Below are 24,213 nucleotides of genomic sequence, written 5' to 3'. Positions count from 1 at the left end.
TATAAAAACCAATCACCGATTGGTTAAGAGCACTCGTGTCAGGTGAATCCTGTTGCGGCTTTAATCGATTTTGTGACGGCTTTCGACTGTTTGTAGCTAAACCATCCCGGCATACAAGCAGAAAATCTTCCTGCTTCCCCGCCGGCAATCATTAAAAGGATTTGTTCCGGGGAAGGAATAGCGTGTTTGAATTTATGCTCATCTCCATCATCAATGGGTGCATCGATGATTCCACCATGTTTCATATCACGGATTGACCTTTTTGCATTCTCGTAGAGAAATTGCTGAACACTTTCCTTAGACCAGCCTTCCTTTTGCAGGTGATGGTAATGTTCAGGGCAAAGGACAACCGCCATTTCCGTTTCACTCGCCATATTCATGGTACCTAAAGCACTCATCCGGTCCGACATCGTTCTGAGAATTCCAACGCTGTTAAGGGAACCATGATTTTGAATTTGATTTGGACCTTCACAAGCAAACACAGTAACTGTGCTGTCATTTTCTTTAAATCCTCTTTGAACATGAAGAGGTGTCCAATCAGTCTTCTTTTCAGCAAAACAAAAGCTGTATTTGGCTGAGGTACCAAGAGTCGAGCGGTCGAATTCTGGAGAACCGCCGGCATTGATCATCAACAAGCGAATCGCCCGTCCAATCGTGGCGTTTGCTCGATTCCCGGGGCCAAAGGCATTAGCACCAGAATTTAACCCAATTTGCTCGACAATGGGACCATTTACGGCAATCATGATAGCAGCACCATGAGTACTGGCACTTGGTCCGTGCAGTCCAAATTCAGGTTCACAGATGGCTTGTACCGCTGACATGACGACCGGGAAATATCCTGGCAAACAACCTGCCATGACCGCATTTATGGCTACTATTTCAGCTGTAAAAACTCTTCCTCTTTCAGGAATGGCACCAACGATGGTGTCCGGTTCCATATTGACACTTTGCAACATTTCATAGATTCGCTCTTCCGTCGGCGGAACAATTGGCAGACCATCCGTCCAGCCTTTTTGAAAAAAATGCTCAATTGCCGCTAGACCATCCTTCACTTCCATTTTTTCAGCCCGAAGCATATCCAACAACCACCCCTTTCAGTCTTTTATAATGTATTCTGAAAAACTATCAGATATCCTGCTTTTTATAGGAAAGAAAGGTACAGTAAAAGGAACTTTGTGGACTTTATATATTTTTAGTTCATATATCGCAAAGCAGTTCATAAATTTAGAGAGAAGGGATGGACTGTTGATTTTAAAGTGGACAAACCTATGACCTGTAGATAAAAAGCAGAAAATTCCAGCTTAAGGAAAAGGAGTAATCATGCTGATGGAATTCCTTCAAGAAATTATCCACAATTATAGTACATTTTTTTCATTAAAGGCTTTTGAATCTGTAGCTTTTGATCATGCCAGCTGGGGCATTATTGGTTCATTGATCATTCTTGAAGGATTATTATCTGCGGACAATGCTTTGGTGTTGGCAGTAATGGTGAAGCATCTGCCAAAGGAACAGAGAAAGAAGGCATTATTTTATGGAATATTCGGCGCCTATTTTTTTCGATTATTGGTCATTGGCATAGGTGTTTCCTTAATTCATATTGCATGGATCAAGATTGTCTGCGGCCACTATTTGCTGTTTATTGTCCTGCAGAACTTATTTTTGAAAAAAGAAGAAGAGGATGAGGTTCGGCCTAAAAGAATGGGCTTCTGGAGGACCGTGTTAACGGTGGAGTTAATGGACATTGCCTTTAGCTTTGATAGCATTGTTGCCGCTTTTGGTGTTTCAAATGAAGAATGGGTCTTGTTCATGGGCGGAATATTGGGAATCTTAATGATGCGGGGAGTCGCCCAGTTATTCCTAAAATTGATTAATAAAGTACCGGAATTTGAAACAACCTCTTTTATATTAATCGCCATAATCGGAGTAAAAATGATTATCTCTTCATTTGGAATTCATTTTGATGAAATCATATTCTTCAGCGTTTTAATCACCACCTTCTTCGGAACATTTATCGTCCATTTGGTCAGGAAAAACTCTGGAAACGAACCTACTATCTAAGCTTGTGATATAGCAGAGTATTGAATGAAATAAGCTTTGGAAGAAATAAAATAGCCCCTCTTGGTTGAGAGGGGCTTTAAGTATGGAATTAGTAATAATGGGGGGAGGCTAACTTGCGGTATTAAGTTTATTTAAGAAGTTACGAAGTTCTTTGTTAAAAGCATCTTTTGCCTCAAGCTTGGCAACATGACCAGTATTTCTGAATATAACAAACTCGGAGTGGGCAATTTGCTTATGCATTAAGTACTGTATCCAAACTGGAGTGACAGAATCATATTGTCCGCCGATTATAAGGGTAGGTACAGTTATGTTTGAAAGTAATCTTAAATAATTCACTTTCAAACATGCTTCCGCCGATTGGATATAGAATTCTTTATTTGGTTGATAATATCGGAAAAACTTTTCGAAGTTTTCCTTTGACCAAGAATATAAACAAGTCTTGGCGGCAGTTTCTTTCATACCTTCCAACGATTTATTCTTTACCAGAGCACGACGGTATTTTAAAAATAATTCCCCAAACTGTTTTGGGGCATAATGGAATGTACTTACTAGCAGCAAGGAGCGGCACATTTCTGGTGCCTGACGATATATTTCCTGTGCCACCATTCCGCCCATTGATAAACCGCAAATGTGTGCGCTTTCAATTCCAAGGCTTTTTAATAATGTGATCACATCGTAGGCAAAGTTATAAATGGATATTTCACCGGGAAAATGATACTCACCATGTCCACGTAAATCCGGAATAATTAAGTCAAACTGATCGGCTAATTCGAATTGATCTGACCAACCTTCCTTCACTTCACCAAGTCCGTGAATGAAAACTAATGGCTCACCGGCACCGAGACGTAAATAAGGAATTTCGGAGCAACTTTTTTGTACCTCACTCAAAGTTCATTCCTCCTAAGGGTTTGGATAAAACCTTTATTTCCTATATTTTTATGGTGAAAACATACATAATGTTAGATTTAATTTATTATATCATCAAGTTAAATTTTTTAACACACATAAATGTAAATTACATATAGGTATTTTTTTAAAGGGATATTTGACAGAAGTCAATGCAAGCAGATCAAAGGGGAATGGTTGTGCAAATCATTTATATTGTGATTCATGTCACAGTTTCCCCTTTTGGTTTACACTATAATGGTAGTGTTATTATAGTGAAAAGAGGTATTGTCATGTCTCAAATATTGGATCAGGAAAAAGTCAACGAGTTCGTGGACCGCTTTTATGATAGGTTGATGAAGGATGATTACTATATCAACATGTTTAAAGAAAGAAACGTGGACATTGAACAGTTAAAGAATCGTCAACGCACATTTATCAATCGATTGGTGTCTGAAGAAACAACTCACGATCATGAGAATCAGGTTAAGGATCGGCATTCCTTCCAAATCGCTCCAGAACGGGCGGAAATGTGGTTTAATAATATGAAGGAAACCATAAATGAAATGGATTGGGATTCTGCCTCAAAAGGGCGTTTAATCGAAAAAGTAGAATTTCTATTGAATAAGATGGTGAAATAAAAGATAAGCGCAAGGAACTAGGTTTCGTGAGTTCCTTGCGCTTTTTTTAAACAAATATTCAGAAAATAATTAAAATTGACGATAAATTCAAGTATAATAGAAAAGAAGACTTATCCAAAAAGGAGTGAATGGCGTGTCCATTACAGATTTCACGGCAACAGAGTTAGGCAAGTTAATCAGACAAAAGGAATTGTCCCCAGTCGAGGTAATAAGAGCCTTTTTAAATCGAATTGAAACTCACAATTCCCAATGGAATGCATATGTGACGATCAATGAACAAGCTCTCGAAGAAGCAATCAGAGCTGAGGAATCCGTGATGAAGGGAGAAAACGTTGGCAAGCTTCACGGTATCCCGATTGCCATCAAGGATTTAACCCCCACCAAAGGAATTTTAACTACATATGGATCTCCACTTTTTAAAGATTATGTTCCGGATTACGACCCTATTTTTTTACAAAGAATTAAGGCGGAGGGCGGGATCGTCCTAGGAAAAACAAACACACCGGAATTCGGCCATAAAGGGGTTACAGATAACCCGCTGTTTGGTGTGACGAAAAATCCTTGGGATGACAGGTTAACTCCAGGGGGGTCAAGCGGCGGTTCTGCTGCAGCTGTGGCCGCTAAACTTGCACCGTTCGCCGAAGGAAGCGATGGAGGCGGATCCATCCGCATTCCGGCAGCACTGACAGGTATTTTTGGGTTAAAGCCAACCTTTGGTCTGGTTCCTCACGAGGATCGTCTCAATTTATTTGGTTCCGAACATCCGTATTTACATAATGGACCAATGGCAAGGACTGCGGAAGATGCTGCGTTGCTGCTTTCGGTTATGGCCGGCTATGATGTGAATAATCCAAATTCTATTCCGGATTCAGGAGAGGATTTCACGGACCTTAACAGGGATTTGAAGGGCCTAAAGATTGCCTATACCCGTAATTTCGGTCTGTATGAAATTTCGGATGATGTTGCCGAAGTTGTCGACAAAGCGGTTGGGCATTATGCTGATCTTGGCTGTGAAGTGGAAGAGATTGACCTTGACCTTGGTTTAAGCTTAAAGGAGCTCGCTCGTGCCTTCTCCGGAATGTGGTGCGTGAAATTTGCTGCCAGCTACGGCGAATATTTCGATAATGATCCTGGAAGTTTCTCAGATGGTATGGCCAAAATGATCGCAATTGGAAGAAAACTTAGTGCGATTGATTATAAAGCGATTGAACTTAAACGAACGATTGTATGGAAAAAAATCCAAGATGTATTAAACAATTATGATTTGTTACTTTCACCTGTTCTGGCAACAACAGCGTTTGAACACCACTTACCGGGTCCGTCCTTGATTAACGGAAAAAGTGTAAACCCTTCCACAGATTGGATGCTTACACAAATCTACAATATGACCGGACACCCTGCGGCGTCCTTGCCAGTTGGGTTGGCTAGCAGCGGGTTGCCTGTCGGATTGCAGGTGGCAGGAAACAGATTTGCAGATAAACTTGTCTTGCAGGCTTGTCATGCATATGAAAAAGCATTTCAAACTTATTTGGAACCAGTGAGTGTATTAGGTTAATATTCTCCGGGGGAAATGGTGTTAAGCGCAGTAAATTGAGGTTATCCGCGAGTAAACGTGGTGAACGAGAGTAAAGTCAGCTTATGCGAGAGTAAACTGAGGTTATCCGCGAGTAAATTCGGCTCATACGCGAGTAAAATCAAGCTATCCGCGAATAAAGCATTGCGACCATAAAAAGGAGGGATTTTGTTGAGTAAAATCATTCACGAAAAGAGTGTCCCGGCTGTTATGAGAGATGGCACCACCTTGTATGCTGAGGTTTTTCGTCCCGATGGAGAAGGAAAATATCCCGTTCTGTTACAACGAACCCCTTATAACAAGGAATTTCTTCCCCTGACCACGATGGTACTGGATCCAATCGCTGCCGCCCACAAAGGGTATGTCGTCATCATTCAAGATGTGCGCGGCCGCTTTGAATCAGAGGGCGCTCCTTTTTATATTTATAAAAATGAATATAACGACGGCTACGATTCGGTAGAGTGGGCGGCCTCCTTGCCATACTCGGATGGAAACGTCGGCATGTATGGCCTGTCGTATATGGGCATGACTCAATTCCAGGCTGCCAGCATGCAGCCGCCTAGCTTAAAAGCGATTTTTCCCATCACATGGGGAACCGATGTGTATATGTATCGCGGCGGTGCACTTGAACTTGGTTTACTGGTCTCTTGGAGTATGTCGACGATTGGCCCGAATGCAGTCATAAAGGCCAAACAAGGAAAAGCGGACTTTTTAAAAGAATTTATGACACTTCTCGATTCCATTGACCATATAGAAGAGGCTGCCTATTCGCAATTGCCGATCCGAGACAGTGAATGGCTCAAACTAGGGGAAGGCTACGCCGCGTTCGTTCACGATATTTTGAATCATGATCTAAGAGATGAATACCATCAGGAAATCAGTGTTAGAGAAAAGTCAGGTAACATTGATGTGCCTATTTTCGGCATTGCAGGCTGGTATGATCTCCTCCTAGGGCAGGATCTCGAGCACTATGAAAAATTAAAAGGAAATAAGAATACGAAGCTCATGATTGGCCCTTGGGCTCACGCAGGTTTTGCCCCAATCGTAGGGGATCTCAATTTTGGCATGAGCACATCAAGCCTGCTGCTTGAACTGAAAACAGATTTAACAAGCCTGCAATTAAAATGGTTTGACCATTGGTTAAAGGGAATCAAAAACGGTATCACGGAAGAGCCGCCTATCAAACTATTTGTTATGGGTGAAAATAAATGGCGCAGTGAACAGGAATGGCCGCTGAAACGAACCGTTTATACACCTTACTATTTCCAAAGTAATGGCAAGGCCAATACGAAAGATGGCGATGGTACTCTATCCGCAACTCCGCCGCTGGAGGAAACAAACGATAGTTATGTTTATGACCCAGCCAATCCAGTACCTACGCTTGGCGGTAACCTGTTAATGCCGGCGAATTATCTTCGTGGTCCAATCGACCAGCAGCATTTGGAAGCGCGCGATGATATTTTAGTCTATACGAGTGAGGTTTTAGAGGAAGACATTGAGGTAACCGGTCCGGTAAAAGTGGTCTTATATGCATCAAGCTCCGCGATAGACACTGACTTTACCGCTAAACTGGTCGATGTCCATCCAGACGGGAAAGCGTTTAACATAGCGGATGGCATTATCCGAGCCAAATACAGAGAGAAAAATCAGCCGCCTTCCCTCATCACTCCAAATGAAGTGTACCGCTATGAAATCGATTTACTGTCAACCAGTAATTTATTTAAAAAAGGGCACCAGATGAGAGTGGAGATTTCTAGCAGCAATTTCCCGCGTTTTGACCGGAATACGAACACCGGTGAATCTGGAATTGATAGCAAGGAGTTCATAACCGCTTCCCAAAAAGTATTTCATAGTGAGGAATATCCATCCCATATCTTGCTGCCGGTTATTCCTAGGTAGGTTTGTTAATTTGATAGAAACACAGAATATTAGGTGAAAAAGCCCTCAGCTGAGGGTTTTTTCGCTCTTGCTATTTACAAAAAGAATATATCTTTTCAACAGGGCAAGAGCAAAAAGAAAATACCTTTTATATGCGCCCGACTGCTTAAAGGCTTTGGTATTTCGGAAGCATTTGAGGTTATATATGCCCCCGAATGCTTAAGAAGGTTGCTGGTTCGGAAGCATAGAGCTTTTATATGAACCCCAACGCTTGAAAAGATTGCTGGTTTAGAAGCATAGATTTTTTATATGAACCCGAACGCTTAAAAAAATAGCTAGCTCGGTAGCATAGAGCCCCTATATGAACCCGAACGCTTAAAAAAATAGCTAGCTCGGTAGCATAGAGCACCTATATGAAGCCGAAAACTTGAAAAAATAGCTAATTCGGTAGCATAGAGCCCCTATATGAACCCGAACGCTTGAAAAAATAGCTAGTTCGGTAGCATAGAGTCTTTATATGAACCCGAACGCTTAAAAAAATAGCTAGCTCGGTAGCATAGAGCACCTATATGAAGCCGGACGCTTGAAAAAATAGCTAGTTCGGTAGCATAGAGCCCCTATATATGCCCCCGAAAGCTTGAAAAAATAGCTAGTTCGGTAGCATAGAGCCTTTATATGAACCCGAGAAATTAAAAAACCACCAATCTGATAGCCTATAATTTTTTAAATCATATCAACATATCTTTTTCGAAGAGGGGGGATATCCTAAAATGGAATGCGTAGTGTTGAAGGATGGAAGTGTCGCCTTAGATGATATCGATATTCCAAAGATTGGTGAGCATGAAATACTAGCCAAAGTTAAGCGCGCAGGTATTTGTGGGACCGATTTAAAATTATATACAGGCAATTATCACATTAAAGATGATGCACCGCCAGTTGTTCTGGGCCACGAATTTATCGGAGAAGTGGTCGCAGTGGGGGAAAAGGTCACTAAAGCAGTGATCGGGGACCGGATTGTGGCCCATCCTACATACAGCAGCTGTCAAGAATGTACCTACTGCAGCAGTGGAGAATTTAATCTGTGCTCTCATCGTAAGCGAATTGGTTTCGATTATGATGGAGTCTTTGCCCAGTTTGTAAAACTTCATGAACAGCAGGTTTATATTGTCCCTGATACGATTTCAGATGATGCGGGTGCGTTAATTGAACCGCTGTCTGTAGCGGTAAGAGGTGTTTATAAGGCTGATATTACACCAACAGGTACAGTTTTAATTATTGGACCAGGCACCATCGGATTATTTACGGCTCTTGTAGCAAAACAATTTGGGGCAACAGTGTTAGTTTGTGGGACGCCCGCAGATGCAGACCGCCTCGAAATCGCTTCGCAAATGGGCGTGGATACCACAGTCATGTCCGGGGATTTGCCAAGTCTGTTAAAAGAGAAAAAAATGAACATTGATATCGTTTTCGAATGCTCCGGGAATGAAAACGGTGTTAATTTAGGTCTTTCCGTTCTGCGTCCAAAAGGACAATTTATCCAGATAGGTACATCCTCGAAACTAACAAATGTATCTTTTATGGACATCGCTTATAAAGAATTAAAAGTGACTGGCAGTATCGCTGCCATTAAAGAAGATTGGCATACAGCCATCAAATTAATGGAAAAATTGCAGACCAAAGCCCTCTTAATTGTAAAAAAATACTTGGAACTTAAGGATTTTAAAGAAGGTTTTGAGGAATGCCTAAACAATGGCGGCCCGAAAGTTTTATTTACCCCCCAGAGAAACTTAAATGAAAGAGAGGCAATGATTAGATGAAAGCTGTTCTAGTAAACGAAAAAAATCATGATCTTTATATAGGAGAAGTAAATGACCCGATCCTAAGCGAGGGTGAGCTACTTGTAAAAGTGAAAGCAACAGCCATAAACCGGGCCGATTTGCTGCAGCGAAAAGGGTTATATCCGCCACCTCCTGGTGAATCAACCATTATTGGTTTGGAGATGGCTGGTGTGGTTGAAAAAGTTGGCCATGGCGTATCAGACTGGAAGGAAGGTGACCGGGTTTATGCCCTATTGCCTGGTGGCGGCTATGCAGAGAAGGTGGTCATTCCGGCAGATATGGGGATGAGAATACCGGACGAGATGACGTTTGAGGAAGCGGCAGCGATTCCGGAGGCCTTTCTGACTGCCTATTTAAACATGGTTGTATTAGGAAATTTAAAAGCGGGAGATCATGTGCTGATTCATGCCGGCGCTAGCGGTGTTGGAACAGCTGCCATCCAGATTGCAAAGGAAATAGGTGCGGTAAGTATCGTGACTGCTGGCTCTGCTGAAAAATTAGACCGCTGTGTATCTCTCGGCGCAAACTATACCGTTAATTATAAGGAAGAAGATTTTTCGGAAAAAGTCCATGAAATCACGAATGGAAAAGGTGTCCAGCTAATCATGGACTTCATAGGTGCTTCCTATTGGGAAGCAAATGTAAAGTCAATTGGGATCGATGGAAGATGGATTTTAATCGGGACCCTGGGCGGACAAGCATTGACCTCAGCGCATTTAGGACCATTCCTTCAGAAGAGGATCCAATTTATCGGGTCAACGCTTAGGTCCAGGACCAAAGCATTTAAAATTGATTTAACCCGTCAGTTTGAAGAATTTTCGAGAGGAAAATTTAGTGCAGGAAAACTGGCTCCGATTATCGATCAAGTTTTTGATTGGAAAGATGTATCTTCAGCTCATCAGTATATGGCGGAAAATCGAAATACCGGAAAGATTGTTTTAAAGGTAGAGTGAGGAGGGGAATTGTGAATGTCCAATGTTACAGAAACACAAAAGGAAACTGAGATTTCGACTAAGGAATTAACGAATGCGGAGAGATTTGCTTTAGCATTAAAACGCCATGGTGTTAAGTTTATTTTTGGGCAAAGTAATCCGCAAACGATTATGCTTGCCTGTTCCGATCTTGGAATTAAACAAATCGGATTCAGGCAGGAAAATGCTGGCTCCTATATGGCGCAAGCGTACGCGATGTGTTCTGGCACAGTAGGGGTTGTAGCGGCACAGAATGGACCCGCTGCCACATTGTTGGTTCCTGGGCTGGCAGAATGCCTAAAGGCCTCCCATCCGGTAGTGGCCCTCGTTGATGAGGTGCCGATTTCCGAGGAGGAAAAAAACTCCTTTCAGGAGCTTGATCATGTAAAGCTTTTCTCAGGTGTAGCCAAATGGGTGAAAAAAGTTCCAGCAGAAGCTAGAATCGAAGATTACGTGGACATGGCTTTTACCGCTGCAGCGAGCGGGCGGCCTGGACCTGCCGTTTTGCTTATTCCAAAAGATATTTCCTTCGATACGAAGAAAAACCCTGTACAAATAGAAAGAAAGGCTTGCCTGTCTGCTTACCCTTTGGACCGGACTATTGCAGACCCGGCCCGAATCGAAGTGGCTGCTGAACTGCTCGCAAATGCAGAACGTCCATTTATTTATGCAGGCGGAGGTGTCATTTCATCGGGGGCTATCGACGAACTTCGCCAAATTCAAGAAGAATGTTCAATTCCTGTCGCGACAACGACGATGGGTAAAGGCTCAGTTGATGAAGAACATCCGTTAACCATCGGACCGATTGGTTACTACATGGGTAAAGGCGGCGCCACAAAATTCTTGAGGCCAGTGGTTGAAGAGGCCGATGTCATTTTATTGGTGGGAAATCGCACTAACCAAAATGGAACCGATTCTTGGAAACTATTTTCTAAAGACGCACGATTTATTCACATCGATATTGACCCATTGGAGATCGGCCGCAACTATGAATCTTTAAGGTTAGCAGGAGATGCAAAATTAACATTGGAAGCATTGAGAAGCGCCCTTTTGCGCAAGAATCTCGAAAAAAGAGATAAACAGCGTCCTAGTCTGGTAGAAGCAATTGCCAAAGCAAGAAAAGCTCATACTGAGGAAGCAGAAAAAATCCAAAACACAGACCAATCGCCGATTAGAGTGGAAAGATTTTTAGCCGAACTTGAAAAACAATTAACAGATGATCATATTATTGTGGCGGATGCAAGCTTCTCGTCTGTTTGGCTGGCCAATTATATCAAGGCAAAAGGAAGTCGAAAATTTATTTTTCCACGGGGAATTGCAGGTCTTGGCTGGGGGCTTCCGATGGCAATGGGTGCTAAGGTGGCACAATCAAATCGAAAGGTCTTTTGTTTATCAGGAGATGGCGGCTTTGCCCATGTTTGGAGTGAACTGGAAACATGTAAACGGCACGGAATAGATGTGGTGGTTGCCGTCATAAACAATGAAGTTCTGGCCTATCAAAAATGGGCTGAGCAGGCCCGCTGGGGAAGAAATACATCTGCTTGTGACCTGACTGCCGTTGACCATGCCAAAGTGGCGGAAGCATGCGGCGTAAAAGGTATTAGAGTGAGTTCTCCAGAAAAAATCGAAGAAACGTTGAAGGAGGCCTTTGCAACAGAAGGATCAGTGGTTATTGATTTAATAGCAGAGCCTGCTTCTTTTCCGCCTCTTCCTTTTTTGAGCGTATTAAATAATATTTAACTAACAAAAAGTTCGTCCTAATTTAAAGTTTTGATCAAGAAAATAAGGAGGGGCGTAAAAAGCACGCCCCGAATTTGTTTTGTTTTTGCCATGCTGCCTTAGAAGAAATGCTAAATATTTAATAAGTTCCGGACTGCGTAGGCAAATCCATCTTCATCATTTGACTTAGAGACGATATCCGCTTCCTGCTGAACATATAGGGGGGCATTGGCCATTGCGACGGAAGTAGTTGCTGCTTTAAATTGAGAGATATCATTCCCACCGTCTCCAAACGCAAAAATTTCATCAAACTGTACATTCATTAATTGTTGGTAGCGTCGCAGTGCTTCTCCTTTATTTGCCTCAATAGAGGTAATTTCGACTACGTGAACGTAAGAAGAGGCCATGGAGACTGCAAATTTCCCCTCGATTGCTTGTTTGACTTGGTCAATCTTTTCGAGTTGATTCCCGGGCGCGACCACCATAATCTTGTAAATTTTAAGATCATCCTGATCAAGAATTTGATCGTAATCATAATGATGGAAAATCTTCACGATTTCTTCAGGATCTTTATCTTGAAGCGCTGGATATCGACATGGAAAGCCACCTTTATTGGTATAGACCATAATCCACATACCAATTTCTTTTAAAATTTGCATGAGTTCTTTATAGATGGAAACCGATAAAGATGCTTCGTATAGGACATCTCTTTTTTCGGAGTATAGAACAGTTCCATTAATAGTAAAAATGGGAGCTGCTATTTTTTGCACATGAGCATATTTGATTACATCATCAAAAGCTCGGCCTGTGTTAAAGATAATCTGATGTCCCTGTTCCCGTAATTCCTTTAGTACCTTGAAACTTTCATCTGATATTTCATGTTTTGAGTTTAATAACGTTCCATCCAGATCAATCGAAAAACATTTCATTTGATATTTCCTCTCTTTTTTTATTGTTACTATGTTCAATATACCATTTATATAAAACAATTTTTAAAAAATCAAACATATAAGTGTTGGAAAGTCGCTATTGCCATATCTAATAAAAAAATATAAAAGAGAGGTGACCGGTATGTCAATTCTATCTGGCATTCGGGTTTTAGATTTTACTCATTACATTTCGGGACCTTACGGCAGTCAAATCCTTAGTGACCACGGTGCTGAAGTAATTAAAATAGAACGGATTGAGGGGGAAGTAGGAAGAATGGCTGGTCCTTTCCATGAGGACACAAGCCTGTATTTCGCTGCCCAGAACCGAAATAAACGAGGACTTTCTATCAATTTAAAATCCGAAGAAGGCAGAGAAATCATTCATAGGCTTGTAGAAACAGCGGACCTTCTCATTACGAATTATGGTGCTGGGGTGCCTGAGCGTTTAGGAATAGACTATCAAACTATATCAGAAATTAACCCTAAAATAAGCATGGTCCATATTACAGGTTTTGGCTTAACAGGGCCTTATCGGGAATATGGAGCATACGATGGAACCATTCAAGCTATGAGTGGATTAGCAGGGCTTACCGGACATATAGACGGACCTCCTACCAACGTCGGTTTTTATATTGCCGATCATCTTTCCGGTTTACAAGCGGCAATGGGTGCGATGCTGGCATTATTGCACAAAGAACGAACCGGAAGAGGAAAATATGTTGATGTAAGCATGCTTGATGGAATGATTTCCTTGCTTGGTTACCATTTTTCTGAAGTTATGCTAAAGGGGATAGAGCCTCGGCGAATCGGCAATCGTGACCCTCTTGCCTTTTGTAATACGTATCCGACAAAGGATGGTTATATATTTATTGCACCCGCTGCTCAGCATATGTGGGAAAAGCTTTGCAGAATCATAGGTAAAAATGAATGGCTGAATAGCGATTCTCCCTTTAATAGCAAGGAGGGACGAATGGAGAATCGGGATGTATTGGAAAAGATGGTTTCAGAGTGGACCATCCAGTATACAAAAGAGGAAGTTTTTCAGCTTCTTCAAAACGCTGGAATTGCGTGCGGCCCGGTTAACACGTTAATGGACATCATTAACGATCCGCAAATAAAGGATAGGAATATGGTAAGGGAAATGAATATGGGTGAACAGAGTGATGCTGTATTTGTTACTGGAGTTCCTATTAAAATCAATGATACCAATGCTCAGAAGTTTTCAGCTCCACCAGAAATAGGCGAACATTCCGTTGAAATATTGGCGGAATTAGGTTATTCCATGGAGGAAATAGAAAGATATTTGACGCTTGGAGTTGTTAGCACTTCTGAAAAATAGATTGCTAAAATACAATTTGTCGACTAGTGAAAAGTTTAAGAACACTATTAACAAACCCAGGAAATAGCCTGGCTTTGCAATTATTGTCGGAAAATTATAAACTATCAATAAAGTGAAAATAGAAAGTTGGTAGATGATGGAACGGATTGCAATGATAGAGTATGACCAGGCAAGTCCCGAAGTCAAGGAGTCTTTAGATTTCATTCAGGATGCGTCCGGGGGACACGTAATGAATGTTTTCAAGGTGCTGGCCAATCAGCCTAAGGTATTGGAAGGAGTTTCGGATCTTATCTTTGGTGTGTACCGGTCCGGTGAGGTAGATATTCAGCTGACTGAACTTGCTTATCTTTATACCTCCACATTACACAAGTGTCATTACTGAGTACCGACCCACATTATGCTCGGTCGGGGCATTGGACTATCTAAAGATAAAGTGGATCACCTCCGTCACTGGAGGGAAAGTACTGTTTATACCGATATAGAACGGCTTGTACTTGAATATACGGAGAGGCTGGCTACGGAGGTTCGAATTGAGGATGAATTATATGACAGACTCAGAGAACACTTTACCCCAAGGCAAATACTCGTCCTTTGTACTACTGTTGGGGTAGCAGGGATGATCAATCGTATTCATGGTACCTTCAAAACGGAATTAGAAGAATTCACTTCATCAAGACCAAAAGTACAAGAGAGTTTGGATAAATTGCTAGAAAAATAAAGAAGGAGACTAGGCTATGACATTAGTAAATACTGTAACTGGACCAGTTGAGTCTTCTGAGCTTGGGGTTACGCTGATTCATGAACATATGCGTGTCCGCTCAGAAGCTGTCTTTGTACAATTTCCCCATTTATATGACGAGGAAAAGGAATTTGCCAAAGCGGTAGAGCAGGTAAATAAAGTGAAGGAACTTGGTGTTAAAACCATTTGTGACCCAACGGTGATGGAACTTGGCCGAGATATCCGCTTTATTGAGAGAGTGGCCCGTGAAACGGGTGTGCAAATTATCGCTGCTACTGGTATTTATTCTTACCATTACATCCCGCCTCACTTCCAAAATCGCAGCATTGACTATATGGCGGAATTATTTGTCAGAGACATCGAGGTCGGCATTCAAAACACATCCATCAAGGCTGGCTTTTTAAAATGTGCCACCGATGCACAAGGGGTTACCAAGGATGTTGAAAAAGTCATCCGTGCTGCAGCGCGGGCCCATAAAATGACCGGTGTGCCGATTATGACTCATTCCCATCCGGCGAGCGGAACGGGCCTAAAACAGCTTGATATTTTACAAGAAGAGGGAGTGGATCCAAAACGGGTATTAATCGGGCATACTGGGGATACCGACAATCAGGAGTACATTCTGCAGGTACTGGATCGGGGGCCATTTATTGGCATGGATCGATACGGAATAACTAGAGTATGTTCAAACGAATCCCGAAACGATACCGTGATTGCCTTGGCCAAATTAGGTTATGCAGACCGCATGTTCCTATCACAAGATTATTGCTGTTCGTATGACTGGTATCCTGATGGAACATCTGCAAAAACATTTCCGAAATGGAGCATGAGTTTTGTGTTAGAAGAAGTGATTCCAGAATTGAAGAAAAACGGTGTAACGGAAAAGCAGGTTACCGATATGATGGTTGATAATGCTCGCCGTTGGTTTGAAGGAAACTAAGAAACTAGTAATAAAGTAAAAAACTAGGAGATGAATGGTGCATGGTAAAGCAAATTCAAATTGGAAAAACTGATTTATATGTGAACCCAATCGGCTTGGGAACCAATGCCGTAGGCGGACATAATTTATTTCCCAACCTGGATGAGGAAGCAGGAAGGGATTTAGTACGGGCAGGATTGGAACAGGGAATTAACTTTTTGGATACTGCGTTTATCTATGGTCCAAAGCGTTCTGAAGAAATCGTCGGGGAAGTGGTCAAAGAAAGGGGAAATCGTTCAGAGATTGTCATTGCCACGAAAGCGGCCCATAAATTTGTTGGTAATGAAGTGGTGCTAGATAATTCTCCAGCCTTTTTAAAGCAATCAGTGGAGGAGAGCCTACAGCGCCTGCAAACGGATTACATAGATTTATTTTATATTCATTTCCCTGATCAAGATACACCTAAGGATGAAGCGGTCGGGGCCTTGAAGCAGCTAAAAGATGAGGGGAAGATCAGGGCGATTGGGGTCTCTAATTTTTCCCTTGAGCAGTTAAAGGAAGCGAATAAAGACGGCTATGTCGACGTCTATCAAGGGGGCTATAACTTATTAAGCAGAGAAGCAGAGAAAGAATTATTCCCATACACGATTGAACATGATATTTCTTTTGTTCCTTTCTACCCGCTTGCCTCCGGGTTTTTGACGGGAAAATATAATATTCATACAGTGATTAGTGAAAAGAATCAAAAACGGCCGCAATTCCAGAAAGAAGTGTATGAGCAAAACTTAGCTAAAATTGAGAAGGTACGGGAAATAGCCGAAGCAAAAGGGGTAGAGGTTGCTCATGTTGTGCTCGCTTGGTATTTAACTCGTGACGGGATTGATGTCATTATACCGGGGGCAAAGAATGCTGACCAAGTACTTCATAATTTAAAAACGCTAGATGTAGAGCTTTCACCACAAGAGATTCAAAGCATTGACCAGATATTCCAATTATAAATCAGAAAAAGGACCCCTTGGAAACTTAATTCCGATGGGTCCTTCAATTTTTTAAAGCTTAAATTCTTACTACGAATCTCCCTTTTGCCTGCCCTTTCAAAATGATAGGGAGGGTTTCAGGTAGGTCGTCTAGCGAAATTTCAACTGCAATGGAATCCAATAGCGTGGACGGCTTTAAGTCTGTGGCCATTCGATTCCACAGCTTTTTGCGTACTTCCATTGGGCAATAGACCGAATCGATCCCCAGCAGGTTTACACCGCGCAAAATAAAAGGAAACACGCTAGTTGGGACCTTTCCGCCTCCAGTTAATCCACTTACAGCTACCGATCCGCCATAGTGAATTTTACTTAATACAGACGCTAAGGATTCACCGCCAACGGGATCAACCGCACCAGCCCAAAGCTGCTTATCCAATACTTTGACTTTTCCATTATAAACCTCTTCACGGGAAATCACTTCAGACGCACCAAGGTTATGTAAATAATCATGTTCAGCAGCTTTTCCAGTACTTGCAACCACCTCGTAGCCCCGTTTAGATAGCATCGAGACAGCAATACTTCCAACACCGCCAGTTGCTCCAGTTACCAAAACCTTTCCCTTTTCAGGAGTAACCCCGTTTTCTTCCAGCCTCTGCACAGAAAGGGCAGCGGTAAAGCCAGCTGTTCCCAAAACCATCGCTTCTTTCAGTGAAAGATTTTCCGGGAGCGGAACAACCCAATCGCCGGGAATACGAGCATATTCACTAAATCCGCCATAATGGGAAACCCCAATTTCATAACTAGTGGCAATAACTTTGTCACCTTCCTGGAAGCGCGGATCCTTAGATGAAACCACAACCCCGGCCAAATCAATACCTGGGATAAACGGGTAAGAACGGACAATCTTCCCATCCGGGATACTAGCTAAACCGTCTTTGTAATTGATACTGGAATACGCTACTTTGATTAATACATCAGCTTCAGGAAGCTCGGCAAACTTTAAATCTTTAATCCCTACTGTGAAAGCTTCCTCTGTTTTATCCACTACTAACGCTTTAAAATGTTCAGTCATCATCATTACTCCTTTCTTTTGTGAGGTTATGCCCTGCGAGCAAACCTATTAAGATACCTAATTAATAATTATTTTACATGGTAAAGCACAGATTGTAAAAAAACTAGTCAGACTTATCTAAAAATTCACCCAAAATTTCAGTCCACTTTTTTCATTAAGCTGTCTTTTTAGAGAGGCATTTGTATGGTAGAATTTAGTAACTTATTACAGATTGTTGTGGTGTAAAGAATATGGACGACAAATCAAAATGGAACGCCAAATATAAAGACCGTTTGAACGAATGGAAAGAACCTGTTCCAAATCCCCGATTGAAAAATCTTTCAGTATTTCTTCATGGCGGGAAAGCACTTGACCTTGCTTGTGGACTTGGAGGAAACAGTGTATATCTCGCCCAATTAAACTATCAAGTAGAGGCATTGGATTTATCAGAGGTAGCCATTGGCTTCCTTCAGGAGCAAGCTGCCAAAAATCATCTCAATATCGCTCCGCGTGTCTGTGATCTAACAGAATTGAATCAGCTTCAGATAGAGAACCGTCCAGCCGACCTTGTTGTCATTACCTATTATCTCGACCGAACCTTATATTCTTTTGTCAAAAGCATAGTAAAAAAGAACGGCTTTTTCTTTATGGAGACCTATTATCAGTCACCAAAGACGATAAACCGAACTGTTTCCAATCAATTTAAATTGGAGCCAAAAGAATTGTTATCTGAATTTGGCAATTGGAAGATACACTTTTTTGAAGAGAACGAACAAGAAGGACGACAAACAATCTTTTGTGAAAAGGTTTAACAATACTAAAGCGAGGGGGGAAGGTGATTGAACCAAAAGTTGGTGATACCCACAATTCTTCTTTAACATGACTGGTAACCAATGAATACTATGATGACATAGAGTTCTAATACTGATGCCCAACGGGGGGATAAGGTTGAAGATTGAGTACAATCATGCCTTTGGTTTGCCGAGAAATTTAGTATGGAAATGGCTGAAAGATGAAACAGTCCTAAAAAACTCGATTCCTAACTGCAAGTCGTTTGTTGAAACTTCAAGTGGTGTTTACCGAGGCGAAATTGATATCCGGATTGGTCCAATCAACGATGTATTTGCAATCGACATACGACGTTTGGAAGAGAAAAATCCATCATTTTACCGCCTGAAAATAACCGCAAAAAGCAAACTTGGAAATATTCAGGCGCAGTCTGATTTATTTCTAAGAGATTGGCAAGGGGCTTGCAAATTAACTATTAAAGCGGATGTCGTGATAACAGGGACTATGGAAGTGACTCCTGATCGGTTACTAAATGGAGCAGCAATCAAAGTGATCGAAAACCTATTCCAAAACCTGGAGAAGGAAATTAAAAAGGCTGTCTATCAGTCCAGAAAGAAATTTCGTACTTGAGTTCCCATTGATTTAATAACAGCATCCAAGCTTGAAATAAGCCTGGATGTTTTCTTGTTAAAATGATAGATAAATTCTTGTTAAAATGATAGATAAAGTGGAAGAAAAAGGTTTCTTAGATTCAGAAAATACTCTTATATTGACTGTTATTAGAATATTCTATATTTTTGTTGTATTTCAGTGTACTTTTTCTCTAAAATTATCTTGAATAAAAGAATTTTAGGGAGGCTTAATTTATGGTCGAGAAAACGCTGGATCTTCAGAAATTAGTTGAAGCTGTTGAAAAAGAGGTTGTGGAGTGGCGCAGGCATCTCCATGAAAATCCTGAACTTTCATTTCAAGAGGTAGAAACATCCAAGTACGTATTTGAGAAGCTGGAGTCCTTTGGCAATATTGAGTTATCCCGTCCAACGCCAACAAGCGTGTTAGGTAGGATTATCGGCGCAAAGCCTGGTAAAGTTGTTGCTTTACGTGCTGACATGGACGCGCTTCCAATTCAAGAAGAAACCGGGCTGCCATTTGCCTCCAAAAATGACGGTGTGATGCATGCCTGCGGTCATGATGGACATACTGCCATGCTTTTAGGAGCGGCAAAGGTTCTGTCCCAATTAAAGGATGAAATAGAAGGGGAAATCCGCTTTTTCTTCCAGCATGCTGAGGAATTGTTCCCTGGCGGCGCTTCAGAAATGGTAAAGGCCGGCGTTACAGAAGGGATTGATGGAGTCATCGGCGTTCACCTTGGTTCGCAAATTCCTGCAGGGATCTTTACTGTTTGTTATGGACCAGTTACTGCAGCGACTGATGCATTTGATATTGATATCCAGGGCAAGGGCGGACATGGTTCCGCACCAAATGCAACGATTGATCCAATTGCAATTGGTGTTCAAATTATTAACGGAATCAACCAAATTATTTCACGGAAAGTGGATGCAGCCCAGCGCGCTGTCATTTCTGTTACCAAATTCAATGGCGGAACAGCCAATAATATTATTCCTGACCGTGTAAGCCTAGGCGGGACTGTCCGTACGTTTGATCCGGAAGTACGTAAACAAATTCCTGTCTGGATTGAAAAAATTGCAAAAGGAATCACTGAAGCCCATGACGCTTCCTATGAACTTAATTATATGCTGGGATACTCACCTGTCATAAATGAGGAAAATATCACCAAATTGGTGGAAGAAACCATTGTAGACACATTCGGAGAAAGCAATCGAATTATTGCGAATGGGATTATGGGAGGGGAGGATTTCTCGGCATTTTCAGCGGAAGCTCCTGGATGTTTTGTTTTTCTAGGTGCTGGAAGTGAGAACCCAGCCGAAAATTATCCGCATCATCATCCAAAATTTGATGTGAAGGAAGAGGCATTAATAAAAGGTGTCCATTATTTCGTCCGCTCGGCCTTCAAATTTTTAGGTGAGAAATAAAAGTACCCTAATGTGGAGGAGATTTTGTGATTGAAAGAGTAGTAGATATCCAGAAACTAATAGATGCAGTTGAAGAAGAAGTAGTCAAATGGCGCAGACATTTTCACGAAAACCCAGAGCTTTCTTTCAAAGAGTTTGAAACTTCTAATTACGTTTATGAAAAACTGCAATCGTTTGGCAATATTGAAGTTTCCAGGGTCACAGCAACCAGTGTCATGGGACGCTTATTTGGCAGCCAGCCTGGCAAAGTATTGGGGCTGCGGGCAGATATGGATGCCCTGCCAATCATTGAAGAGACTGGATTGCCATTTGCCTCCAAAACCCAAGGTGTGATGCATGCCTGCGGTCATGACGGACATACTGCGATGCTCCTTGGCGCGGCCAAAGTTCTATCTCAATTACAGGACGAAATCAAAGGGGAAGTTCGCTTCTTCTTCCAGCATGCAGAAGAACTAAATCCTGGCGGTGCCCAGGAAATGGTAAAGGCGGGGGCAGCAGATGGCCTTGACGGTGTGATCGGGCTTCACCTTGGTTCACAAGGTCCGTTGGGCAAATTCTCGCTCTGTTACGGACATGTGACTGCGGCGTGTGATGATTTTGATATTGTCATTCAAGGTAAAGGCGGGCATGGTTCCGCACCGGAAGAAACTGTTGACCCGATTGCCATTGGAGTTCAGTTGGTAAATGGAATCAATCAGTTTATCTCCAGAAAAGTCGATGCCAGCCATCGGGCAGTTATTACGGTTGCCCAGTTTCACGGTGGAACGGCCAACAATATCATTCCAGACAAAGTGACCTTAGGCGGTACTGTCCGAACGTTTGACCCGGAAGTTCGCAAGCAGATTCCAATCTGGATGGAGAAATTAACAAAGGGACTCACCGAAGCACATGGTGCAACTTATCAATTAAACTATGACTTTGGCTACAGTCCAACTATCAATGAAGAACAAATTACCACTATGGTTGAAAAAGTTATTATTGAAACCTTTGGTGAGGAACATTTTGTCAGAGGTACAGCATTGATGGGTAGTGAAGATTTCTCGGCATTTGCAGAGGCAGCACCGGGATGCTTCGCCTTTTTGGGGGCGGGAAGCCACAACCCTGCCGAAAATTATCCGCACCATCATCCAAAATTTGATGTAAAAGAAGAAGCATTGATTCTTGGCGTCCAGTATTTTGTCAGAAGTGCATTGCAGTACCTAAATGAAAATTAAGATGTGAAAGGGGCCTGAACCCAGGTACGTTAATGATTAACGCGCCGGGCCCAGGCCCCTTATTTATTTGATAGGGATTCGGATTGAAATGCTTGTTCCCCAATCGAGTTTGCTGCGGATGGCCAGACCATAGTTGTCCCCGTAGGTAAGCTGCAAGCGTTTATGGGTATTATAAAGGCCGATGTGATCGTTTGCTGTATAATTTGATTTCAGCTTTGAACAGATTTCCCCTAGCCTTGCCTTGCCGATTCCCTTGCCATTATCAATGACCGCTACATAAAGGTGTGAAGGAAATACTCTTATTTTCACTTTAATCGAAAGGGTTCTTCCCAATCCCGGCAGGCCATGCTGCAGTGAATTCTCAATCAAAGGCTGTAGGAACAGTTTAACAACATAATAGTTTTCAACACCCTCATCACATTCCCAATAGAACTCAAATTGATCCTTATGCCTAATTTTCTGAATCTCAACATAGCTTTTCGTATGTTTGATTTCATCCTTTAAAACAACTAAGCTATCCTTTGCATTTAAGGAATATCGGAGGATATTCCCGAGATGATCAATCATTTGGTTAATCTCGTTTGGCCGCTTGGTAAGACTGATCACCTTCCAATTAATCGTTTCTAGTGTATTGTACAAAAAATGCGGATTTAATTGGGATTGGTGCACGGATAACTCCAGCGCCTGCATTTTATACTTTCTCTCCGACAGGAGCACCTTCATATAGGATTGCTCCATAAAATTGGTCAAAATCTTATGAATGATTAGGCTGTGAACATCCTTTACGTCGTTTGGCAAATGGGGGAGAGGTTCACCCTTTTCGGCATTATTTAAGATATTGACAATCGAATCAATTTCGGCAAAATTCTTTTTCGTTAGAAAATAAGCGATAATCCCCCCAACAATAACCGACGAAAGCAGGAGAACTAAAGTAAGCAAGCTTAATTGGTATGGCAGCTTATAAAGAGAACTCCGCGGGATGGTCGAAAAAAACACCCAGCCATATTTTTTTGAGTCCAACTTAAAAACAGTAGAAGGGTCATTTCCAATTTTCAATGTGGTAATTTCATTAGACGAGGAAATCATTTCCTCCGTTTCGAATGACGTTAAAAGGACTGGATGATTTTCAAACAGAACTTGGTTATTTTTATCCAAGACTATAATATTTTGACCGCTCATTTTATGCAAGCTGTTTAAATGATCCTTTACATAATCAGTGTTTACATTCAGAACAATGTACCCCAGTTTGCCATTTGCAAGAGTAAAGCTCCGATATAAGGAAATGACCTCAATCTTTTGGTCAGGGAAATCCACAAGCTTTCGAATCACTGTTCTTCTTTCTGTCCAAATGGTTTCGCCGCTTTTTACCTTATCGAGCCCTTTATACCAAGAGGTGTCATCAAAATGCCCAAGATCCACCAAACCGCCTGTAGTTGATGTTAAAAATCGTTTTTTATCATTTTCAATATAAATATAAATCGAATCAATGTACGGATGAGCAATAGCGGGAGAGTCGATGGTATTTTTTAACGACGCCAGTTTAACAAAATCCTCAGGATCTAGCCATTTTTTCTCGAGCATGTTTTGCAGGTCCAGAAATTCTTTGGCGCTAGCGGCAATGGTTAAGTTAATAGAATTTAGCTCATCGAAAATCATTTCCACGTTCATTTGGATTTGATTTAATAGATTCAAGTTTTCTTGATTTATCTTTTCCTTCAGATATAAATGAATTAACGTAATCGCAAGTGTTCCTAGAATTAACACCGGGATTAGCATTGGAATCAGCAGCTTGCTTAAATTTTTAATAAAAAAGGAACGTTTTAAAGAATCCATTAGGAAGCCGTCCTTAATTTAGCCGATATTCCTTTGGGCTGACCCCAAAATATTTTCGGAACGCGCGTGTGAAATTCTTGGCATTGCTATATCCGACCATTTCACTTACCTCATAGGCCTTGTACTTCATTTCTTTAATTAATTTTGCTGCTTCTTCCATTTTGACTTGAAAAAGAAAATCAGAGAAATTGACATCTGTTTTTTGTTTAAAATATTTGCTTACATAATGCGGGTTCATATAAACGACTTGGGCAGCCTCATCTAATGTGGCATTTTTAAAATTGTTTTTTACATAATCTTTAATTTTATTAATAATCGGATCATCATCGTCGTTTTTTAGTTTTACGGAAACCGTTTGGGTGGAGGCAGGCATTCTTTGGTCTAGTTCTTTTTTTATTTGCGAAAACGCTTCCGTTATTTCTGAAAAATTTGTGGGTTTTAGAATATAATTTTTGACCCCGTACTTAATGGCAGACTGGGCATAGTGGAACTCCTGGTAACCGCTTAAAAACACAGTCAAGACAGGGGAGTTCTGCTCATGCATCTCCTTTATGACCTCAATGCCAGTCATGATGGGCATTTGAATATCGCAAAGCAAAACGTCAGCATTTCCCTCTGATACTAGGTCAAGGGCTTCTTTCCCATTTGCTGCTTCCCCAATTACTTCGAACCCAAGTTCATTCCACGGAAAATAGTTTACTAGGCCGTGCCGAATTTCATATTCATCATCTGCAATCACCAGTTGGTACATTTGGCACCCCCTAAAACATTATTTTAATATTCAAAATATACTACACTTTGACACG

22 protein-coding genes are annotated in these 24,213 nt (G+C 41.6%); 16 read left to right on the top strand and 6 right to left on the bottom strand.

The window, feature by feature from the left end:
* Nucleotides 1–38 precede the first annotated feature (38 nt).
* Nucleotides 39–1,076 carry a hypothetical protein gene (locus tag V5M37_RS14275; protein WP_423802525.1) on the bottom strand — a complete coding sequence of 346 codons (1,038 nt, stop codon included), beginning with the start codon at nt 1,074–1,076 and terminating at the stop codon, nt 39–41.
* A gap of 244 nt (nt 1,077–1,320) precedes the next feature.
* On the opposite strand from V5M37_RS14275, the gene V5M37_RS14270 reads away from it, so the two are divergent.
* The gene (locus V5M37_RS14270; RefSeq protein WP_423802524.1) at nt 1,321–2,058 is read left to right on the top strand and encodes a TerC family protein; all 738 of its coding nucleotides are present in this window, start codon (nt 1,321–1,323) and stop codon (nt 2,056–2,058) included.
* Nucleotides 2,059–2,166: 108 nt separating this feature from the next.
* On the opposite strand, the gene V5M37_RS14265 is transcribed toward V5M37_RS14270, so the two are convergent.
* Entirely contained in the window at nt 2,167–2,946 is a 780-nt protein-coding gene (locus V5M37_RS14265; RefSeq protein WP_423802523.1) for an alpha/beta fold hydrolase, read from the bottom strand.
* Between the two features lie 290 nt (nt 2,947–3,236).
* Between V5M37_RS14265 and V5M37_RS14260 the strand changes: the two genes are divergently transcribed.
* From V5M37_RS14260 to V5M37_RS14235, 6 genes are all read left to right on the top strand, one after another.
* Nucleotides 3,237–3,584 (top strand): hypothetical protein, encoded by a 348-nt coding sequence (locus tag V5M37_RS14260; protein ID WP_423802522.1) that lies wholly within the window; start codon nt 3,237–3,239, stop codon nt 3,582–3,584.
* 133 nt (nt 3,585–3,717) lie between these two features.
* On the top strand, nt 3,718–5,139 hold the full coding sequence (locus V5M37_RS14255; protein WP_423802521.1) for an amidase: 1,422 nt from the start codon (nt 3,718–3,720) through the stop codon (nt 5,137–5,139).
* A 189-nt stretch (nt 5,140–5,328) separates the two neighbouring features.
* A complete protein-coding gene (locus V5M37_RS14250) occupies nt 5,329–7,056 on the top strand; it encodes a CocE/NonD family hydrolase (RefSeq protein WP_423802520.1) in 1,728 nt (575 codons plus the stop codon).
* A gap of 749 nt (nt 7,057–7,805) precedes the next feature.
* Entirely contained in the window at nt 7,806–8,852 is a 1,047-nt protein-coding gene (locus V5M37_RS14245; RefSeq protein WP_423802519.1) for a zinc-dependent alcohol dehydrogenase, read from the top strand.
* The gene (locus tag V5M37_RS14240; protein ID WP_423802518.1) at nt 8,849–9,826 is read left to right on the top strand and encodes an NAD(P)H-quinone oxidoreductase; all 978 of its coding nucleotides are present in this window, start codon (nt 8,849–8,851) and stop codon (nt 9,824–9,826) included. The genes V5M37_RS14245 and V5M37_RS14240 overlap by 4 nt, the downstream gene beginning before the upstream one ends.
* Before the next feature lie 15 nt (nt 9,827–9,841).
* Nucleotides 9,842–11,584, top strand: coding sequence for an acetolactate synthase catalytic subunit (locus V5M37_RS14235; protein WP_423802517.1), 1,743 nt, complete (start codon nt 9,842–9,844; stop codon nt 11,582–11,584).
* A gap of 110 nt (nt 11,585–11,694) precedes the next feature.
* Here the strand turns inward: V5M37_RS14235 and V5M37_RS14230 are convergent, their stop codons facing one another.
* Nucleotides 11,695–12,492, bottom strand: coding sequence for a Cof-type HAD-IIB family hydrolase (locus V5M37_RS14230; protein WP_423802516.1), 798 nt, complete (start codon nt 12,490–12,492; stop codon nt 11,695–11,697).
* A gap of 142 nt (nt 12,493–12,634) precedes the next feature.
* Between V5M37_RS14230 and V5M37_RS14225 the strand changes: the two genes are divergently transcribed.
* The 5 genes from V5M37_RS14225 to V5M37_RS14205 all read left to right on the top strand — a co-directional run bounded on the left by V5M37_RS14225 (nt 12,635) and on the right by V5M37_RS14205 (nt 16,487).
* A complete protein-coding gene (locus tag V5M37_RS14225; protein WP_423802515.1) occupies nt 12,635–13,831 on the top strand; it encodes a CaiB/BaiF CoA transferase family protein in 1,197 nt (398 codons plus the stop codon).
* Nucleotides 13,832–13,964: 133 nt separating this feature from the next.
* A complete protein-coding gene (locus V5M37_RS14220; RefSeq protein ID WP_423802514.1) occupies nt 13,965–14,213 on the top strand; it encodes a hypothetical protein in 249 nt (82 codons plus the stop codon).
* A gap of 15 nt (nt 14,214–14,228) precedes the next feature.
* Nucleotides 14,229–14,549, top strand: coding sequence for a carboxymuconolactone decarboxylase family protein (locus V5M37_RS14215; RefSeq protein WP_423802513.1), 321 nt, complete (start codon nt 14,229–14,231; stop codon nt 14,547–14,549).
* Nucleotides 14,550–14,565: 16 nt separating this feature from the next.
* Entirely contained in the window at nt 14,566–15,510 is a 945-nt protein-coding gene (locus V5M37_RS14210) for a phosphotriesterase family protein (protein ID WP_423802512.1), read from the top strand.
* A 41-nt stretch (nt 15,511–15,551) separates the two neighbouring features.
* Complete coding sequence (locus V5M37_RS14205) at nt 15,552–16,487, top strand: aldo/keto reductase (protein WP_423802511.1); 936 nt, start codon at nt 15,552–15,554, stop codon at nt 16,485–16,487.
* Nucleotides 16,488–16,545: 58 nt separating this feature from the next.
* Here V5M37_RS14205 and V5M37_RS14200 read toward each other — a convergent pair whose 3' ends face one another.
* Nucleotides 16,546–17,538: an NADPH:quinone oxidoreductase family protein gene (locus V5M37_RS14200; protein WP_423802510.1), complete on the bottom strand. Its 993-nt coding sequence runs from the start codon at nt 17,536–17,538 to the stop codon at nt 16,546–16,548.
* 230 nt (nt 17,539–17,768) lie between these two features.
* Between V5M37_RS14200 and V5M37_RS14195 the strand changes: the two genes are divergently transcribed.
* From V5M37_RS14195 to V5M37_RS14180, 4 genes are all read left to right on the top strand, one after another.
* Nucleotides 17,769–18,329 carry a class I SAM-dependent methyltransferase gene (locus V5M37_RS14195; RefSeq protein WP_423802509.1) on the top strand — a complete coding sequence of 187 codons (561 nt, stop codon included), beginning with the start codon at nt 17,769–17,771 and terminating at the stop codon, nt 18,327–18,329.
* A gap of 136 nt (nt 18,330–18,465) precedes the next feature.
* The gene (locus V5M37_RS14190; RefSeq protein ID WP_423802508.1) at nt 18,466–18,936 is read left to right on the top strand and encodes a CoxG family protein; all 471 of its coding nucleotides are present in this window, start codon (nt 18,466–18,468) and stop codon (nt 18,934–18,936) included.
* Between the two features lie 236 nt (nt 18,937–19,172).
* The gene (locus tag V5M37_RS14185) at nt 19,173–20,360 is read left to right on the top strand and encodes an amidohydrolase (protein ID WP_423802507.1); all 1,188 of its coding nucleotides are present in this window, start codon (nt 19,173–19,175) and stop codon (nt 20,358–20,360) included.
* Nucleotides 20,361–20,386: 26 nt separating this feature from the next.
* The gene (locus tag V5M37_RS14180; RefSeq protein ID WP_423802506.1) at nt 20,387–21,574 is read left to right on the top strand and encodes a M20 metallopeptidase family protein; all 1,188 of its coding nucleotides are present in this window, start codon (nt 20,387–20,389) and stop codon (nt 21,572–21,574) included.
* Between the two features lie 63 nt (nt 21,575–21,637).
* On the opposite strand, the gene V5M37_RS14175 is transcribed toward V5M37_RS14180, so the two are convergent.
* Both V5M37_RS14175 and V5M37_RS14170 read right to left on the bottom strand, forming a co-directional pair.
* Complete coding sequence (locus V5M37_RS14175) at nt 21,638–23,407, bottom strand: sensor histidine kinase (RefSeq protein WP_423802505.1); 1,770 nt, start codon at nt 23,405–23,407, stop codon at nt 21,638–21,640.
* A gap of 13 nt (nt 23,408–23,420) precedes the next feature.
* The gene (locus V5M37_RS14170; RefSeq protein ID WP_423802504.1) at nt 23,421–24,158 is read right to left on the bottom strand and encodes a response regulator transcription factor; all 738 of its coding nucleotides are present in this window, start codon (nt 24,156–24,158) and stop codon (nt 23,421–23,423) included.
* Nucleotides 24,159–24,213: the final 55 nt, after the last annotated feature.

It is taken from the genome of Neobacillus sp. SAB-20_R2A, from assembly GCF_049568635.1.
In the GTDB taxonomy this organism is placed as follows: domain Bacteria; phylum Bacillota; class Bacilli; order Bacillales; family Cytobacillaceae; genus Neobacillus; species Neobacillus citreus.
The sequence above is the reverse complement of the archived record's forward strand: the minus strand, read 5'-3'. Positions and strand labels throughout refer to the sequence as shown.

What these genes read in the sequence shown, in the direction of transcription:
- V5M37_RS14185 (WP_423802507.1), top strand. Translation starts at nt 19,173, where the DNA reads ATGGTCGAGAAAACGCTGGATCTTCAGAAATTAGTTGAAGCTGTTGAA.
- V5M37_RS14220 (WP_423802514.1), top strand. Translation starts at nt 13,965, where the DNA reads ATGATGGAACGGATTGCAATGATAGAGTATGACCAGGCAAGTCCCGAA.
- V5M37_RS14260 (WP_423802522.1), top strand. Translation starts at nt 3,237, where the DNA reads ATGTCTCAAATATTGGATCAGGAAAAAGTCAACGAGTTCGTGGACCGC.
- V5M37_RS14225 (WP_423802515.1), top strand. Translation starts at nt 12,635, where the DNA reads ATGTCAATTCTATCTGGCATTCGGGTTTTAGATTTTACTCATTACATT.
- V5M37_RS14170 (WP_423802504.1), bottom strand. Translation starts at nt 24,158, where the DNA reads ATGTACCAACTGGTGATTGCAGATGATGAATATGAAATTCGGCACGGC.
- V5M37_RS14210 (WP_423802512.1), top strand. Translation starts at nt 14,566, where the DNA reads ATGACATTAGTAAATACTGTAACTGGACCAGTTGAGTCTTCTGAGCTT.
- V5M37_RS14205 (WP_423802511.1), top strand. Translation starts at nt 15,552, where the DNA reads ATGGTAAAGCAAATTCAAATTGGAAAAACTGATTTATATGTGAACCCA.
- V5M37_RS14235 (WP_423802517.1), top strand. Translation starts at nt 9,842, where the DNA reads ATGTCCAATGTTACAGAAACACAAAAGGAAACTGAGATTTCGACTAAG.
- V5M37_RS14175 (WP_423802505.1), bottom strand. Translation starts at nt 23,407, where the DNA reads ATGGATTCTTTAAAACGTTCCTTTTTTATTAAAAATTTAAGCAAGCTG.
- V5M37_RS14195 (WP_423802509.1), top strand. Translation starts at nt 17,769, where the DNA reads ATGGACGACAAATCAAAATGGAACGCCAAATATAAAGACCGTTTGAAC.
- V5M37_RS14270 (WP_423802524.1), top strand. Translation starts at nt 1,321, where the DNA reads ATGCTGATGGAATTCCTTCAAGAAATTATCCACAATTATAGTACATTT.
- V5M37_RS14200 (WP_423802510.1), bottom strand. Translation starts at nt 17,538, where the DNA reads ATGACTGAACATTTTAAAGCGTTAGTAGTGGATAAAACAGAGGAAGCT.
- V5M37_RS14275 (WP_423802525.1), bottom strand. Translation starts at nt 1,076, where the DNA reads ATGCTTCGGGCTGAAAAAATGGAAGTGAAGGATGGTCTAGCGGCAATT.
- V5M37_RS14230 (WP_423802516.1), bottom strand. Translation starts at nt 12,492, where the DNA reads ATGAAATGTTTTTCGATTGATCTGGATGGAACGTTATTAAACTCAAAA.
- V5M37_RS14245 (WP_423802519.1), top strand. Translation starts at nt 7,806, where the DNA reads ATGGAATGCGTAGTGTTGAAGGATGGAAGTGTCGCCTTAGATGATATC.
- V5M37_RS14215 (WP_423802513.1), top strand. Translation starts at nt 14,229, where the DNA reads ATGCTCGGTCGGGGCATTGGACTATCTAAAGATAAAGTGGATCACCTC.
- V5M37_RS14240 (WP_423802518.1), top strand. Translation starts at nt 8,849, where the DNA reads ATGAAAGCTGTTCTAGTAAACGAAAAAAATCATGATCTTTATATAGGA.